Origin of the sequence: Pandoraea fibrosis (genome assembly GCF_000807775.2) — a bacterium.
Classification (GTDB): domain Bacteria; phylum Pseudomonadota; class Gammaproteobacteria; order Burkholderiales; family Burkholderiaceae; genus Pandoraea; species Pandoraea fibrosis.
Window position 1 is genome coordinate 374,935 of sequence record NZ_CP047385.1, and the last position, 13,425, is coordinate 388,359.

The following is a 13,425-nucleotide window of genomic DNA, read 5'->3' on the forward strand; positions in this document are numbered from 1 at the left end:
TTTGCGCGAGCGATTGACGTCGCTCGTCGCGCTACCGAGAAGACTCGCCGTTCCTAGAATTTGCCGCGCGCCAGATCCACGAGCGTGCGTTGAAATGCCGACGCGTTTTTCATGCCCTGATCCTCGTGATTCGTATTGAACAGGACGTGCGTATCGTCGGCCTGTGCTGCGATGCGCTGGACGCGAGCGGAAATGTCGATCAATTCGCTCGCGCTGTACTCGTAGACGAAGCGCCCGGATGAGGCGACAACGCCTCGCCGGTTCCATGCGTCGGCGTTACGGCCGTGCAGGCGCACGACACACAGGTCGTCGCGTGTTGTCGCCCAGACCGCAGGTACGGTGTTGTCGAATCCGCCGGGGCTGTCGACGATGGTGTGCGCCGCGCCCGTCTCCCGCAGCATGGCGAGCGTGGCGGCTTCGCGCGAGGGCGTGTCGAACCAGCTACGGTGACGAAATTCGATGGCGTGCCGCTCGCCATCCAGGCGTCGGGCCGTCTCGAAGACGAGTGCCCGACCCGCCTTGTCGTTACGCACCCGTGGCGAGAATTGAAAGTGAATCGCGCTCAGTTGACCGCTCTGACGCAGCGGCTCGACCGCTTCGAGATAGCGTCGCCAGAGTTCGTCGCGCAGCTCGGCAGGGATGTCGTCTGGCGCGATGGTGTTCGCGGCGGATGTCGTGGCGCCGGCATTCGCGTCAAGCGCTTCGGCGATATCGGCAGGGAAAGCGGCGAGGGTCGTCGTATGCCCCGTGAACGCGCGAAATGCCTTGATGTGAAAGCGAAACGATGGCGGCGTGCGTTGTGCCCAGCGCCATGCCACAGCGGCATCGGGCAAACGGTAGTAGCTGCTGTCGACCTCTACCAGATCGAATTTCGAGGCGTAATGACGCAACCGCGCCTCGGGCGTATCGACGCCCGGCGGGTAAAACCGTCCGCACGCAATGAGCGTCGGATCGGTCCACGACGAAGTGCCGGTGCGAATCGTCATTAGATGGGTCAGGGCGCCGTCGGCCGGACGAGCGCCGGGTGTCGTCTTAATTTCGGATAGGAGGTCGATGGGCGTTGGCGTCATCGATATAATGTATAAATATACAGTACTCAACAAACGTAGCCGCGCGCGATAGCCCGCGTTCTCGTGGCGCATTCTCGCCGTTTTCCCAGATTTCGCATGTCAGACCAGCCGACTGCCCCCGCCCGCGATCCGTGGGCCGAACTCAACGAACGCCAGCGCGAGGCTGTCGACCACGGTGTGGGTAACGACGGCGCGCCTGGCGGTCCGCTGCTCGTCATTGCGGGAGCCGGCTCGGGCAAGACGAGCACCCTCGCTCATCGCGTGGCCAGGCTGATCGTGAGTGGGGCCGATCCGAATCGCATTCTGTTGCTCACGTTTTCGCGTCGCGCGGCGGGTGAAATGGAGCGACGCGTGGGCGCGGTGCTCCAGAAGGTGTTGGGGCTGGCGTCGTCGCAACCGCCGTCGCTGCCGTGGGCCGGGACGTTTCACGCCATCGGTGCGCGTCTCTTGCGGGACTTCGCAACGCGCATCGGCCTGTCGGAAGCGTTCACCATTCACGACCGCAGCGACGCCGAGGATCTGCTGGGCCTCGCGCGTCACGAACTGGGTTTCTCCAACACGCAGTCGCGCTTCCCGCTCAAGGGCACCTGCCTGTCGATCTACTCGCGGGTGGTGAATAGTCAGGCCCCGCTCGCCGACGTGCTGGCGAAGCACTTCCCGTGGTGCGCCCAATGGGAGGCGCAACTCAAGACGCTCTTCGGTGCTTATGTCGACGCGAAGCAAGCGCAACACGTTCTCGATTACGACGACCTGCTGCTGTACTGGGCCGAGACGATGAGTGCGCCGGAACTCGCGCGTGAGTTGGGGGAGCGCTTCGATCATGTGCTCGTTGACGAGTATCAGGACACCAACCGTTTGCAGGCGCAGATTCTGCTGGCGATGAAGCCCGATGGTCGCGGCCTGACCGTTGTCGGCGACGATGCGCAGTCCATCTATGCGTTTCGTGCGGCCACCATCCGCAATATTCTCGATTTCCCCGGCCAGTTCGCCGCGCCCGCGCATGTGGTCACGCTCGAACGTAATTACCGGTCGACGCAGCCGATTCTCGACGCATCCAATGCCGTGATCGCCGAGTCGAGCGAGCGCTATGCGAAGGCACTATGGACCGATCGTCAATCGACGCGTTTGCCGCAACTCGTCAATGTGAGCGACGAATCCGGGCAGGCCCGCTGGGTGGCCGATCAGGTACTGGAACAACGCGAGACCGGCACGCGACTGAAGCAGCAGGCCGTGTTGTTCCGCACGGGCAGTCACAGCGCAGCGCTCGAGCTGGAACTGACGCGCCGCAATATTCCGTTCGTGAAATTCGGGGGATTGAAGTTTCTCGAAGCGGCACACGTGAAGGACATGTTGTCGGTGCTTCGCTGGGCCCACAACCCCGCCAGCCGCTTGTCGGGGTTTCGTGTGGCGCAGCTTATCCCGGGCATCGGCCCGGTGAGTGCGACGCGTCTGCTCGACGCCATGGCGCAATCGACCACGCCCGCGCAAGTGCTCGCGGAATTCAAGCCGCCGTCGGCCGCTGCGGCCGATTGGCGCGCGTTTGTCGAAGTCTTCATGGCGTTGCATGACACGCGTGTTGCATGGCCCGCCGACGTCGATCTTGCCTTGCGCTGGTACGCCCCGCTGCTTACGCAGCGCTTCGACGATGCCGCCGTGCGTCAGGCGGATCTGGAGCAACTCGCACGCATTGCCGGTACCTACGGCTCTCGCGAGTCGTTTTTGACCGAACTGACGCTCGATCCCCCGGACGCGACGAGTGCGCAATCGGGTGTGCCGTTGCTCGACGAGGATTATCTGATTCTGTCGACCATTCACAGCGCGAAGGGACAGGAGTGGCATTCGGTCTATGTGCTCAATGTTGTCGACGGATGCATTCCCTCTGATATGAGTACGGGCGACGACGCCGACATCGAGGAGGAGCGGCGGCTGCTGTACGTGGCGATGACGCGTGCGAAGGAATCGCTGCAACTGGTCGTGCCGCAGCGGTTTTACGTGCATCAACAAACCGGTCTGGGCGATCGCCACGTGTATGGCACGCGTAGCCGTTTCGTGTCCGACAAGATGCTGCCGCTCTACGAAATGCTCCCGAAGCCACGCGAAGGCGAAGTGCCACGCGGGCCAGTGGGCGACGTGACTGTGCACATCGATGTCGCAAGGAAGCTTCGCAATGCATGGTCCTGACATCCTGCTGCGCAGCGCGCGTGAGTCTGACATCGCGGCGGTGACCTCGCTTCTCATGCAGACCTATTACGAGACGTGGGCGCCGATGCTGCGACCGGAAGCGGCGGCGGCGTTCGCTTCCGGCGAAAGAACGCGGGCCTACGTGCAGGGTCATTGGCCCGAGTTCACGGTGGCGACGTCCGGTGCGGATGACGATCGGGTCGTTGGCATGGTGCATGGGGTGGGCGATTTCATCGATGCCCTGCATGTGGCGCCGGCGCAGCAGCGTCGCGGCATCGGCGCGTTGTTGCTCGCGCATGCCGAGGCACACATGCGCGCGCAGGGACACCGCGTCGCCCAGCTCGAAACCGACACGTTCAACACGCAAAGCCGCGCGTTTTACGCCCGACACGGTTACGCCGAAGTCGCGACGTATCCCGACGAGGAATGGGATAGCGGGTTCACGACCGTGCTGCTGACCAAGACGCTCTGAACGGTAGACCTTTCGCCACGTTTCCAATGTCAGGCGCGGAAATATGCCAGAGTTGCCGTCTTTCGTGCATCAGGTATAGTCGCCGCATCGGCGGCGGGGCATCGTGCACCGCCGTCATGCCGGTTTCATCACGACCTGAAAGAGACGCCTGCGAGGGGACACGAATGCAATGGCTGGTTGACCAAATGACGTTGCTGCCGACGGGGCTGTTGCTCGTCAGCATGGCGTTCGGCACGGCGCTGGTCGCCATGATCGTCGCCTGGTTAGCGCGCATGTGGTTGTTCGACCGTCTGGCCGATCCGTCGGAAGTGCGGGGTACGGTCGCCGATGTGGTCCACGGCAGTTTGCTCGCGTTCATTGTCTTCGTGCTCGCTCACGTGCTGACCGACGTGCGAGCCAATCTCGGCCATGCCGACGATCAGGCGCTGCACGAGGCGTCGGTGGTGCGGCGTCTGGACCGAGAACTCAAAGCGGTCGGAGATGCCGACGCGCAGTCAGCACGTGTGCTGCTGCGCAGCTATGTGAAGTCAGCCATCACCGACGAATGGGCAACATTGAGCACGGCCGATCCGGATCTGTCGCCGCTCACGGAAGAGGCGCTCACGACGTTTGTCGGTGCCACGCGTCGCGTGGTGGCCAAACATGAAGATAGTGCAAGCTCGATCCGGACATTGCTCGACCGGCTCGAGGAGTCGCGGCAGGGGCGTTTCGAAAACGCCACGAAGACCGTGCCGGGCGTGTTCTGGTGGGTCATTTCACTTTTCTTGCTGGCGGCCATGGCGATGAACGGCCGGTATCCCGGCTCGTGGAAGAGTAATTTCATCATTGCGATCCACATGGGCGCGATCGGGATGGTGGTGGCGTTGATCATCAATCTGGACGAGCCATTCCGCGGCGTGTCGGCGATTTCACCCGCGCCGCTGGCGAAATCGGTAGGTCTTGTCGTGCCGCACTGACGCGGAACGTTCGCGAGCCTTTCCTATGCCGGACCGCTTCCGGTTGTCGTATGCAGGAGAAGAGAACGATGTATTCGAATATGCCAGCGTCATCGGCAGAATCCACGCCGGAAATCGAGGCGTTCCGCCCCGGTGTCTACCGTCACTACAAAGGCAATTGCTATCTCGCGCTGGGCATCGCCCGCGCCGACGAGACCGACGAACCGGTCGTCGTCTACACGCGACTCTATCCGCGCGAAGGGTTGCCCATGAGCACCCGCCTGCTGCGTATTTGGAATGAACCGGTGATGACGGATAGCGGCCCGGTCGCGCGCTTCACGTACCTCGGTCATACGACTCCCGCCGCCTGAGCCATCGTGCGTTGCGCGTCGGGTAACTGTGCGCACGGACTTCACGATTCATTGCACCTCGCCATTTTCAGGACACGCCTTCCATGACCACGCTCCCCCCGATGCGCCATTCGGCCATGATCGATTCGCGCGCGCCCCTCGCCGCAGCCGATGCGCACACTCCCCGTAACGCTATCGCCACTGACGCGCCATCGTTATCGAAGCCCGCGCCACGCAACTTACGCCGTTGGTGGGCATTGTTCGCCATTCTTCCGTTTGTGATGTCGGTGTCGGGATGCGGATTGATGGCCGCGCCGTGCCGAGTGACCTCGGCCGGGTTGAAGATCATCCCGGGTGTCGGGGGCGTGCTGGCGGCGCCGACGGATGCATGCGCGGCTGCCATTGATTGATCGTCCCGCGTGTCTGGCGCCCGGGCGGTGTCCGTTTTCCGGTCGCAGAAAAAAAGAAAGCCCGCATGGTGCGGGCTAAATCCATATCAGGAGGAGACATGGAGGAGACGAGTTCAGTATAGGACGACGTGTTGCAACGCACCATATGTATTTTTACGTAAGTTCCCATATGTTGCGTACTCGCAACGGGAAATAAATCTCATAAAATCAATGATTTATTTCCATTGCCCCAGCATCTGCCCGCCTGCCATCCCTCAGAATTTCGAGTCCTTCCTCTAGTTATTGTGCGCGCGCACGTTTTTTCGTCGACATCTGTTCGAGAACGAACGGCACCGAGTCGCGCAGCGATGGATTGACCGTCGCGTCGTGATCGAGCCCGTCATACACGCGTACCAACGTTGTGGTGCCCGCTTTGGTGACATCGCGCGCAAACGCTTGCTGCATGATGACCGGCACGTCGATGTCCTTGCTGCCCATGCCGATGAACACCGGGTGCTTGATGTGCAGTGTCGGGTAGCGCAGCGAGGGCGTCTGGTTGGTCAGGAGCTTCTGGATCATCGGCTGAAGGCTGTTGCCGGCGTTCAGACCCGCAGCCGTGGAGTGATTGGTCAGCTCATCGATGCACAGCGTGCGGGCCTCATCGAGCACCGGCAACGCCTGCGGCGAGAAGTACCGTGCCGCCTGCAACGACGGATCACGGTCTGCGGCCGACAGGAACAAGTACATCGCGTAGGGGATCTTCGGGTCCGGCGCGCCTGGATCGGGCTGGCCCGCGAACAACATGGCGGCCGACGTCTGCGCATTGAAGTACGGCGTGCCGGTCAGCACGGTGGCGATCACTTTGACGTCCGGCGCGTACTGCGGCTGGTAGCCCGCGGCCGCGAACGCGGCATGTGCCCCCTGCGATTGGCCGACGATGACCACGCGGTTTTGCAACGGGAACACACTGCGGGCTGCGAGCAGACCGTCGAGCACGCTATAGGCTTCGGCGCGCGAATTCAGGTAGTGATGCAACCCTTGCGAGCCAAGGCCGGCGTAGTCGGGCGCAACCACCGCGAAGCCAAGCGATAGCCATGTACCGAGATATTGAATATCGCGCTGACTGCGCACATTGAGTGATGGCGCACACGCGCTGGCGACGCCCACGGTGCCGTGCGCCCACACGACGACAGGCCAGCCGCCGGGCGGCGTCGGACCTTTGGGCAGGAAGACGGCGCCCGTGTCTTCTCGGGCTTCGATGCCCCCCACGCCGTCGATGGAGCTGTATCGAATGCGGAATTGCTCGCCGGCCTCGGGCAAGCCGTGGTCGGCTTCGAGCGGTTGCCGGTCGACGATGGCGCCATGCGGAATGGTGGCGGGAGCCGCTTCAGGGGTGAGCGCATGGGCGGTGCGGCCGACGACCAGACTGGCGAACAGGGCGGCGCTCGCGAAGCGCCACAGGCGGTTGAACATGTTGAACTGTCCTCGTCTCGGGTTGTGCTTCTGAAGCTAGCCTGAGCGACGCACACACGTCGCCCGAATGCCGGTTGCCGTTACCTTGGCCAGTACAAGTGACGTTACACCGTCCCCATACGAATGTCTTGCGCGCTCCGTGTCAATGCGCCGTCAACCATGCGATGCCTGATTGCCTTGTGCCTGTACGACGGCAGCTTGCTCGGCAGCCGCTCGCCACGCGCGACGCGAGCGGCGCATGCGACGCAACGCGAGCGACGCCATCGTGATCCAGCCGAACGGACGCGGATCGACGAGCATGCTCACCGCGCGGGCGTAATCGAGCACCAGGCCGGGTGTCCACGCCATCGTCTTGGCACGCTTGCGAAGTTGCGCCGCGACCCACAGTTCCGGCGTGAGCCACAGGCGCACGAACGTCCACCAGCCCGCATCCGCACCGTTCGACAATTGTCCCACCCGGCCTTCGATGGCCGCCTCGAGTGCCTTGGCGACACTGCTCGAGCAGTTGCGGTGGGTGAGGTTATACGTGGGGTTCTGCCGGTATGTCTGCCAGAAGGCGCTAAGTTGCTGGGGACTGTAGTTGCGAATGCGGACCCGAACCGTCGACGGACACCACGCTTTCGACTCCGTCGCGTAGTCCGGCTGGAACACGCCGGGCACATCGTTTTCGCGTGTGGCGCGCAGCAGTTGCCCGAACTGGTCGGGGGAGCGGTCGATTTCCTTGGCCGGATAAAGACTGACGTACACGCCCTCATGGCTTTCCAGCGCGGCGTGGCCCGTCGAGATCACGCCGTTCTTGTCGACGGCAGCGATGTAGCGATCGATCACCGGATGGCGACGGGCCGGCGCTTTGGACGAGCCCGAAGGCGTCCAGACATGCACCGTCAGCGCCGGCTCGGAATCGGTCGGCGGGCCTTCCCAGCGAGGCGCACGCGGTCGCGCTTCCCACAGATGGCGCTTGTCCTCGGGGCTACCGAGAATCTGCTCGACACGGAAGTCGCGGCGCATGCGTCGTGCGCGCATCGCGAGCACCAGTACGTTCCAGCCGGTGAACGCGAGTCCCAGCCCGATGGCGTATGGCAGGGTGCCCTTGTAATGCGTCGGATACGGTTGATAGAAGAAGATCGCCACCGCGATTTCGAGCAGCCCGCCTGCCATCGCCCACGCCCAGCGCGGATAACGCACGACATACGCCGCCACACATTGCAGCAGCCCATCGGCGAGGAACAGCGTGCCGAACAGCATCGACAGCCAGAAGTTGCCGTATCGCTGGTCGAAGAAGAGCACCAGCAACGCGGCGAGTGTGAAAGCTCCCCCCTTGAGCCCGCGCACGATGCGCTGGCCTCCCACACCGATCGTGACGATGGCGAGTGTGGCCAGCCCTTCGAGCAGAAGCATCCAGGCGAATACCTTGAGCGGGAAGTGCACGACACCGTCGAGCGCGTCGACGATGAGAGCCAGCCCGAAGGCAAAGAAGATCGCACCGATCCAGATCAGCGCCCGCGCCCGGCGGCGCAGGTAATCGACGCCAAGCAACAGCAGTATCAGACGTACCAACGTTAGGTCTCCATCGCAGGCGCCTGTCCCCGCTGATCACGGAGGAAAGCGCGCACCCCGAATGCGGGATGATTTAGGATTTAGCTTATTTTGACGCTATCTTAGCGCGTGAACCGTGACAGGCCAAAAACAAAGGCGGCGCGCTCCTTTCGGGGCGCGCCGCCTGTTGTGACAGACAACACATGCGCACCGCCCAGTGGGGCGATGCGTTAGCAGTTGACTTAGTCCTTCTTGCTTTCGAGCTGCGGCAGGGCGTCGGCGCTCGATGCGGTGAGCAGACCGGCCTTGGCGTAGGTCATCAGCTTCTCGCGCGTGTCGACGATGTCGAGCGTGCGCATCGTGAGTTGGCCGATGCGGTCGAGCGGCGTGAAGACCGAGTCGCCCTTTTCCATCGTCAGGCGTTCCGGCTTGTACGTGAGGTTCGGCGACGTCGTGTTGAGCAGCGAGTAATCGTTGCCGCGACGCAGCTCGATGGTCACTTCGCCGGTCACGGCGCGGGCCACCCAGCGTTGCGCCGTCTCGCGCAGCATGATGGCTTGCGGGTCGAACCAACGGCCCTGGTACAGCAGACGGCCCAGACGGCGGCCGTTTTCGCGGTACTGCTCGATGGTGTCTTCGTTGTGGATGCCGGTCACGAGTCGCTCGTAGGCGATGAACAGCAGCGCGAGGCCCGGGGCTTCGTAGATGCCGCGGCTCTTCGCTTCGATGATGCGGTTTTCGATCTGGTCGCTCATGCCCAGGCCGTGACGGCCACCGATACGGTTGGCTTCTTCGAACAATTCGACGGCATTGGCGAACGTCTTGCCGTTGAGCGCCACCGGCTGGCCTTCTTCGAAGCGCACGGTGACTTCTTCGGCCTTGATCGCGCAATCGTCGCGCCAGAACGGCACACCCATGATCGGCTGCACGATCTTGATGCCCGAATTCAGGTGCTCGAGATCCTTGGCTTCATGGGTCGCGCCCAGCATGTTCGAGTCCGTCGAATAGGCCTTCTCGACCGACATCTTGTAATCGAAACCGTTGGCGATCAGGAATTCCGACATTTCCTTGCGGCCGCCAAGCTCGTCGATGAACGTCTGGTCCAGCCACGGCTTGTAGATTTGCAGGCCCGGGTTGGTCAAGAGACCGTAGCGGTAGAAGCGCTCGATGTCATTGCCCTTGTACGTGCTGCCATCACCCCAGATATTGACGTCATCTTCCTTCATCGCAGCGACGAGCATCGTGCCCGTGACGGCGCGACCGATCGGCGTGGTGTTGAAGTAGGTGACGCCGGCCGTCGAGATATGGAAGGCGCCCGATTGCAGAGCGGCGATGCCTTCGGACACGAGTTGCGCGCGGCAGTCGATCAGACGGGCGTTCTCGGCGCCGTAACCCATGGCGCGGCGCGGGATTTCCTCGTAGTCCGGTTCGTCCGGCTGACCCAGATTGGCCGTGTAAGCATACGGAATCGCGCCTTTCTGGCGCATCCAAAGCAGCGCAGCGCTGGTGTCGAGACCGCCCGAAAAGGCGATACCGACCCGTTGTCCCGTGGGAATGTGTTGCAGAATCGTGGTCATCGGCGTGAAAAAGCTGGGTTTTTAACCTGTCAAGTATCCCCGTCCGGGCTATGGATGGTCAAGTCTGACGGCCGACTCCCGTGCGCCGGGAGCGGCGTGAGCGCCTAAATCCTCACCATTGCATCCCCGCCACGCTGCATGCCGAGGCCAAAAAGTCGGAGAACGCCCGAATCACGAGCGATGCCTGACGATGCTGCGGATAGACGACGTGAATGGCCATCGGTGCGGGCGCGAAGTCGTCGAGCACCGTCACTAGCCGCCCGTTCAGCAGCGCCGGGGCGACGATGAACACCGGCAGCCACGACAGGCCGAGGCCCGCCACGGCGGCGTCGCGCGCCAATTCCCCATTGTTCACGCGCAGGCGGCCTGCCACCGCAATATCGACCGGATGACCGTCTCGTGCGTATGTCCAGTTCACGCGCTGGGTGTGGCCGTAGGGCAGCAGGGCGTGCTCGCGCAGGTCCTCCGGGGTCTGGGGCGTGCCGTGGGCCTCCAGATAGCGTGGGCTGGCGCAGGTGACCATCCGCATGGGGGCGACCGTCCGGGCGATCAGGGACGAATCGGCCAACTCACCGATGCGCACCGCCACGTCGTAGCCCTCCGCGATGATGTCGACGGTGCGGTCGTTCAGCTCAAGTTCGATCGTGACGTCGGGATAGGTCGTGAGAAACGACGGGATGACCGATCCGAGGAACATCGTCCCGAACGACATCGGGGCAGAGACGCGCAAGTTGCCGCGAGGGCGCTCGCCCTGGCTGCTCACCGCAAGATTGGCCGCTTCCACGTCGTCGAGAATGCGGCGGGCCCGATCGTAGTAGATGCGGCCGAGGTCCGTGACCGCCAGCCGACGCGTCGTGCGCAGCAGCAACCGCGCCCCTAGCGTCTGCTCCAGCGACGAGATGCGCCGGCTCACGAACTGCTTCGAGAGTCCGAGCTTCGCCGCCGCGCCCGTAAAACTCATGGCATCCACGGCGGTGACGAAGATCCGCATGTCGTCGAGCAAGTCCATCGGCAAGATTCCAGTGGTAAGAGAGTGCGGGTGACAACGAGCGCGTTGACTGCGTCATTGTCACCCGGTAGCTGACAATCTTAGCCGAGGTGAGGCGTTACCGAAGCGCCAGCCGCAGCCCCAGCAGAATGGCGGCGGTGCCCGCGACGGCGAGCGCCGTCGGGCGATGGCCGAAGATGCCCCAGTCGAGCAATGCCGTCACCACGGGAACCAGATAGAACAGGCTGGTGACGGTGACGAGGTTGCCGGTCGCGATCATCCGGTACAGCAGCAACGTGGCGCCGACCGAAATCACAAGTCCCATGTAGAGCAGCGGCAACCAGAAGCCCCACGAATCGTCGAGGTGCCACGGTTGAGTCGGCGCGACGAGCAGCGCCATCGCGAGCCCGACGGCGTATTGCAGCGGCAGCACGTCGAGCGGCGTCTGGCGTGAGCCTTTCTGCGCGAGGGTGCCGAGCGTCATGCACACGAGTGCACTCAACGCCCACACCGAGCCCACGGCCGAGAGCTTCGCCGACATCAGGCTCTGCGCCACGACGAGCGCGAGTCCGGCCAGCGCGACGGCCAGCCCCGCGAGACGCCGTGCGCTGTGCGTTCGTTCAAGCGCGACGAGCGTGAGGATCGGCTGCACGCCCAGCACCGTGGCAAGCGCTCCCGGTGTGATGCCGTTCGCGAGCGCCAGCAGGTACGCCGCCTGATAACCACCGATGAGCAACACGCCGGTTCCGGCGACCTGCCATCGCGTGCCCACCGCCGGCCACCATTGACGCCGCGTCAGAGCAATGAGCGTTAGCGCCGCGAGCGCCACGCCGAGCCGCACGACGAGGAACGCAAATGCCGACGCATGCGTCAGCCCCCATTTGGCGGCCAACGCGCCGCCACTCCACAACAGAACAAACAGAAGCGTCGCGCCATGCCGGCGCCACGCGAGACTTTCGACTTGCATCGATCTTCCCCTGAACAGGATGTCCAGCCTGCCTGGCACCGGGTCGACGACACGGGGGGGCGAGTGCCCTTTCCCGTGACGCGATTCACGTCACATGCGCAGCATCACAACGTGTCATCGCGTTCGACGCACGACGCGCAGACAGGCGGATCGAAACTGAAATTCGGATGAAAAGGTGTTTGCCGGGTGACGAACACCCGGCACGCCAGCGGTGGCGTCAGGCCACGACGTTGGCGACTGTGACCACCACGGCGGGCGGTGCTACGCCGGCCGGCGGCGACAGCGGGGGAGGTGCGACGGCTGCAAAGCGTCCGCGCAGATGCAAGCCAACACCGCGTGGTAGCGGTGCGACGTCGGACCTGGTAAGTCGCGGGAACGCGTGAGCTGTCATGGATCGATGATGAGACAAAGCGGCGCCCGTCACTCGGCGGGCGTGGACTCACTTTACACGGACCCTCTGCCTGCGGCAAGCGTGCGACGCGACAGACCGATCAGCGGGATCAGTCGGATCAGCGTGCCGGCCACGTCCCCGTGTGCCCGACGCTGGGCGACGCTTCGCCATCTCGCCATTGGGCGGGCAGAGCGCGGCGAACGCGACGAACTTCGCGTACCTTCATGCGCACGAGCCGTTGCGCCCCTTCGAAGCCGCTCTGTGTTTCGTCATGCCACAGAATCTCGGCGTCGCCTGCGATGTGAAGAAAGTCGCCCGACGCAAAGTCGACGAACACCAGTCCCGCACGCGGGTTGGCGTGCAGATTGCCGAGCGTGTTGTAGAACGCGTTACCGCGAAAATCGGGCCACGTCAGCGTGTGCGCATCCTCGACGCGCACGAAGCCCGGCTTGCCGCCCCGATGCGACACGTCCGTGCCGGCGTTGCGCTCGCTGGCATCTTCCCCGGCGTAATGCGTGGCGACGAAGAAGGTATCGGCACTGGCGATCTGCCATTGTGCGTCATCGTCGAGCGACGTTTGCGGCAGATCTGCCTGCGGCGTGTCGTCGTGGCCGTCGGGTGTGATTTCGCGTTTGCGGATGTACTGCGGGCAGTTGCCGAAACTCTGCGCGACGCGAATCGCAAAGCCTCGCGCATCGGCGTCGACGATCGGACCATTGACGCGATTTCTGCGGCGCGTCGACGGTTCCAGTCCCAACATGCCGACCGGTGCGCCCGGCGTCATCGCGCCGTACAGGGGATCGGTCTCGGGTGGCAACGCATCCACACGTAACAGCGTCGGGTCCGGCGAGTGTGCGAAGCCGGGCGTGCCGTTCAGCAGCGTCGCCCAGGGCTGACCGTCGGCGTCCAGCGCACCCACGACGAGGAACGGCAACTGCGCGAAGAATTGCCGATGCTGCTCCGGCATCGCGGTACGAATGAGGCGCGCCCCGACTTCCGCCATCGCTTCGCGGGAACCGGCGAGCGTTTGCACGGCCATCTCGCCGGGGTGAAACGGCGAGGCAGCGAACGATGTTGCGACGGGTGCGGTCATGAT

General features: G+C 63.6%; 12 protein-coding genes. 5 read left to right on the forward strand and 7 right to left on the reverse strand.

Annotated features, from left to right (window positions below; genetic code table 11):
- Window positions 1–53: 53 nt before the first annotated feature.
- Entirely contained in the window at window positions 54–986 is a 933-nt protein-coding gene (locus PI93_RS01580; RefSeq protein ID WP_039370550.1) for a DUF72 domain-containing protein, read from the reverse strand.
- Between the two features lie 180 nt (window positions 987–1,166).
- Between PI93_RS01580 and PI93_RS01585 the strand changes: the two genes are divergently transcribed.
- The 5 genes from PI93_RS01585 (at window position 1,167) to PI93_RS24970 (ending at window position 5,418) form a co-directional block, all read left to right on the forward strand.
- The gene (locus PI93_RS01585) at window positions 1,167–3,251 is read left to right on the forward strand and encodes an ATP-dependent helicase (RefSeq protein WP_039370553.1); all 2,085 of its coding nucleotides are present in this window, start codon (window positions 1,167–1,169) and stop codon (window positions 3,249–3,251) included.
- Window positions 3,238–3,723 (forward strand): GNAT family N-acetyltransferase, encoded by a 486-nt coding sequence (locus PI93_RS01590; RefSeq protein ID WP_039370556.1) that lies wholly within the window; start codon window positions 3,238–3,240, stop codon window positions 3,721–3,723. The genes PI93_RS01585 and PI93_RS01590 overlap by 14 nt, the downstream gene beginning before the upstream one ends.
- 164 nt (window positions 3,724–3,887) lie before the next feature.
- The gene (locus PI93_RS01595; RefSeq protein ID WP_039370558.1) at window positions 3,888–4,679 is read left to right on the forward strand and encodes a bestrophin-like domain; all 792 of its coding nucleotides are present in this window, start codon (window positions 3,888–3,890) and stop codon (window positions 4,677–4,679) included.
- 68 nt (window positions 4,680–4,747) lie between these two features.
- Entirely contained in the window at window positions 4,748–5,029 is a 282-nt protein-coding gene (locus PI93_RS01600; protein ID WP_080759190.1) for a DUF1653 domain-containing protein, read from the forward strand.
- A 236-nt stretch (window positions 5,030–5,265) separates the two neighbouring features.
- Window positions 5,266–5,418, forward strand: a complete 153-nt coding sequence (locus tag PI93_RS24970) for a DUF6726 family protein (RefSeq protein WP_039370757.1) — start codon at window positions 5,266–5,268, stop codon at window positions 5,416–5,418.
- A gap of 279 nt (window positions 5,419–5,697) precedes the next feature.
- Here PI93_RS24970 and PI93_RS01610 read toward each other — a convergent pair whose 3' ends face one another.
- The 6 genes from PI93_RS01610 to PI93_RS01635 form a co-directional block, all read right to left on the reverse strand.
- Window positions 5,698–6,870: an alpha/beta fold hydrolase gene (locus tag PI93_RS01610; protein WP_039370561.1), complete on the reverse strand. Its 1,173-nt coding sequence runs from the start codon at window positions 6,868–6,870 to the stop codon at window positions 5,698–5,700.
- A 153-nt stretch (window positions 6,871–7,023) separates the two neighbouring features.
- Entirely contained in the window at window positions 7,024–8,427 is a 1,404-nt protein-coding gene (locus tag PI93_RS01615) for an HdeD family acid-resistance protein (protein ID WP_039370564.1), read from the reverse strand.
- Window positions 8,428–8,648: 221 nt separating this feature from the next.
- A complete protein-coding gene (gene argG, locus PI93_RS01620) occupies window positions 8,649–9,983 on the reverse strand; it encodes an argininosuccinate synthase (protein ID WP_039370567.1) in 1,335 nt (444 codons plus the stop codon).
- A 112-nt stretch (window positions 9,984–10,095) separates the two neighbouring features.
- Window positions 10,096–10,992 carry a LysR family transcriptional regulator gene (locus PI93_RS01625; RefSeq protein ID WP_039370570.1) on the reverse strand — a complete coding sequence of 299 codons (897 nt, stop codon included), beginning with the start codon at window positions 10,990–10,992 and terminating at the stop codon, window positions 10,096–10,098.
- 97 nt (window positions 10,993–11,089) lie between these two features.
- Window positions 11,090–11,938 carry a DMT family transporter gene (locus tag PI93_RS01630; protein WP_039370573.1) on the reverse strand — a complete coding sequence of 283 codons (849 nt, stop codon included), beginning with the start codon at window positions 11,936–11,938 and terminating at the stop codon, window positions 11,090–11,092.
- Window positions 11,939–12,447: 509 nt separating this feature from the next.
- Window positions 12,448–13,422 carry a pyridoxamine 5'-phosphate oxidase family protein gene (locus PI93_RS01635; RefSeq protein WP_039370577.1) on the reverse strand — a complete coding sequence of 325 codons (975 nt, stop codon included), beginning with the start codon at window positions 13,420–13,422 and terminating at the stop codon, window positions 12,448–12,450.
- Window positions 13,423–13,425 lie beyond the last annotated feature (3 nt).

What these genes read in the sequence shown, in the direction of transcription:
- PI93_RS01580 (WP_039370550.1), bottom strand. Translation starts at nt 986, where the DNA reads ATGACGATTCGCACCGGCACTTCGTCGTGGACCGATCCGACGCTCATT.
- PI93_RS01585 (WP_039370553.1), top strand. Translation starts at nt 1,167, where the DNA reads ATGTCAGACCAGCCGACTGCCCCCGCCCGCGATCCGTGGGCCGAACTC.
- PI93_RS01590 (WP_039370556.1), top strand. Translation starts at nt 3,238, where the DNA reads ATGCATGGTCCTGACATCCTGCTGCGCAGCGCGCGTGAGTCTGACATC.
- PI93_RS01595 (WP_039370558.1), top strand. Translation starts at nt 3,888, where the DNA reads ATGCAATGGCTGGTTGACCAAATGACGTTGCTGCCGACGGGGCTGTTG.
- PI93_RS01600 (WP_080759190.1), top strand. Translation starts at nt 4,748, where the DNA reads ATGTATTCGAATATGCCAGCGTCATCGGCAGAATCCACGCCGGAAATC.
- PI93_RS01610 (WP_039370561.1), bottom strand. Translation starts at nt 6,870, where the DNA reads ATGTTCAACCGCCTGTGGCGCTTCGCGAGCGCCGCCCTGTTCGCCAGT.
- argG (WP_039370567.1), bottom strand. Translation starts at nt 9,983, where the DNA reads ATGACCACGATTCTGCAACACATTCCCACGGGACAACGGGTCGGTATC.
- PI93_RS01625 (WP_039370570.1), bottom strand. Translation starts at nt 10,992, where the DNA reads ATGGACTTGCTCGACGACATGCGGATCTTCGTCACCGCCGTGGATGCC.
- PI93_RS01630 (WP_039370573.1), bottom strand. Translation starts at nt 11,938, where the DNA reads ATGCAAGTCGAAAGTCTCGCGTGGCGCCGGCATGGCGCGACGCTTCTG.
- PI93_RS01635 (WP_039370577.1), bottom strand. Translation starts at nt 13,422, where the DNA reads ATGACCGCACCCGTCGCAACATCGTTCGCTGCCTCGCCGTTTCACCCC.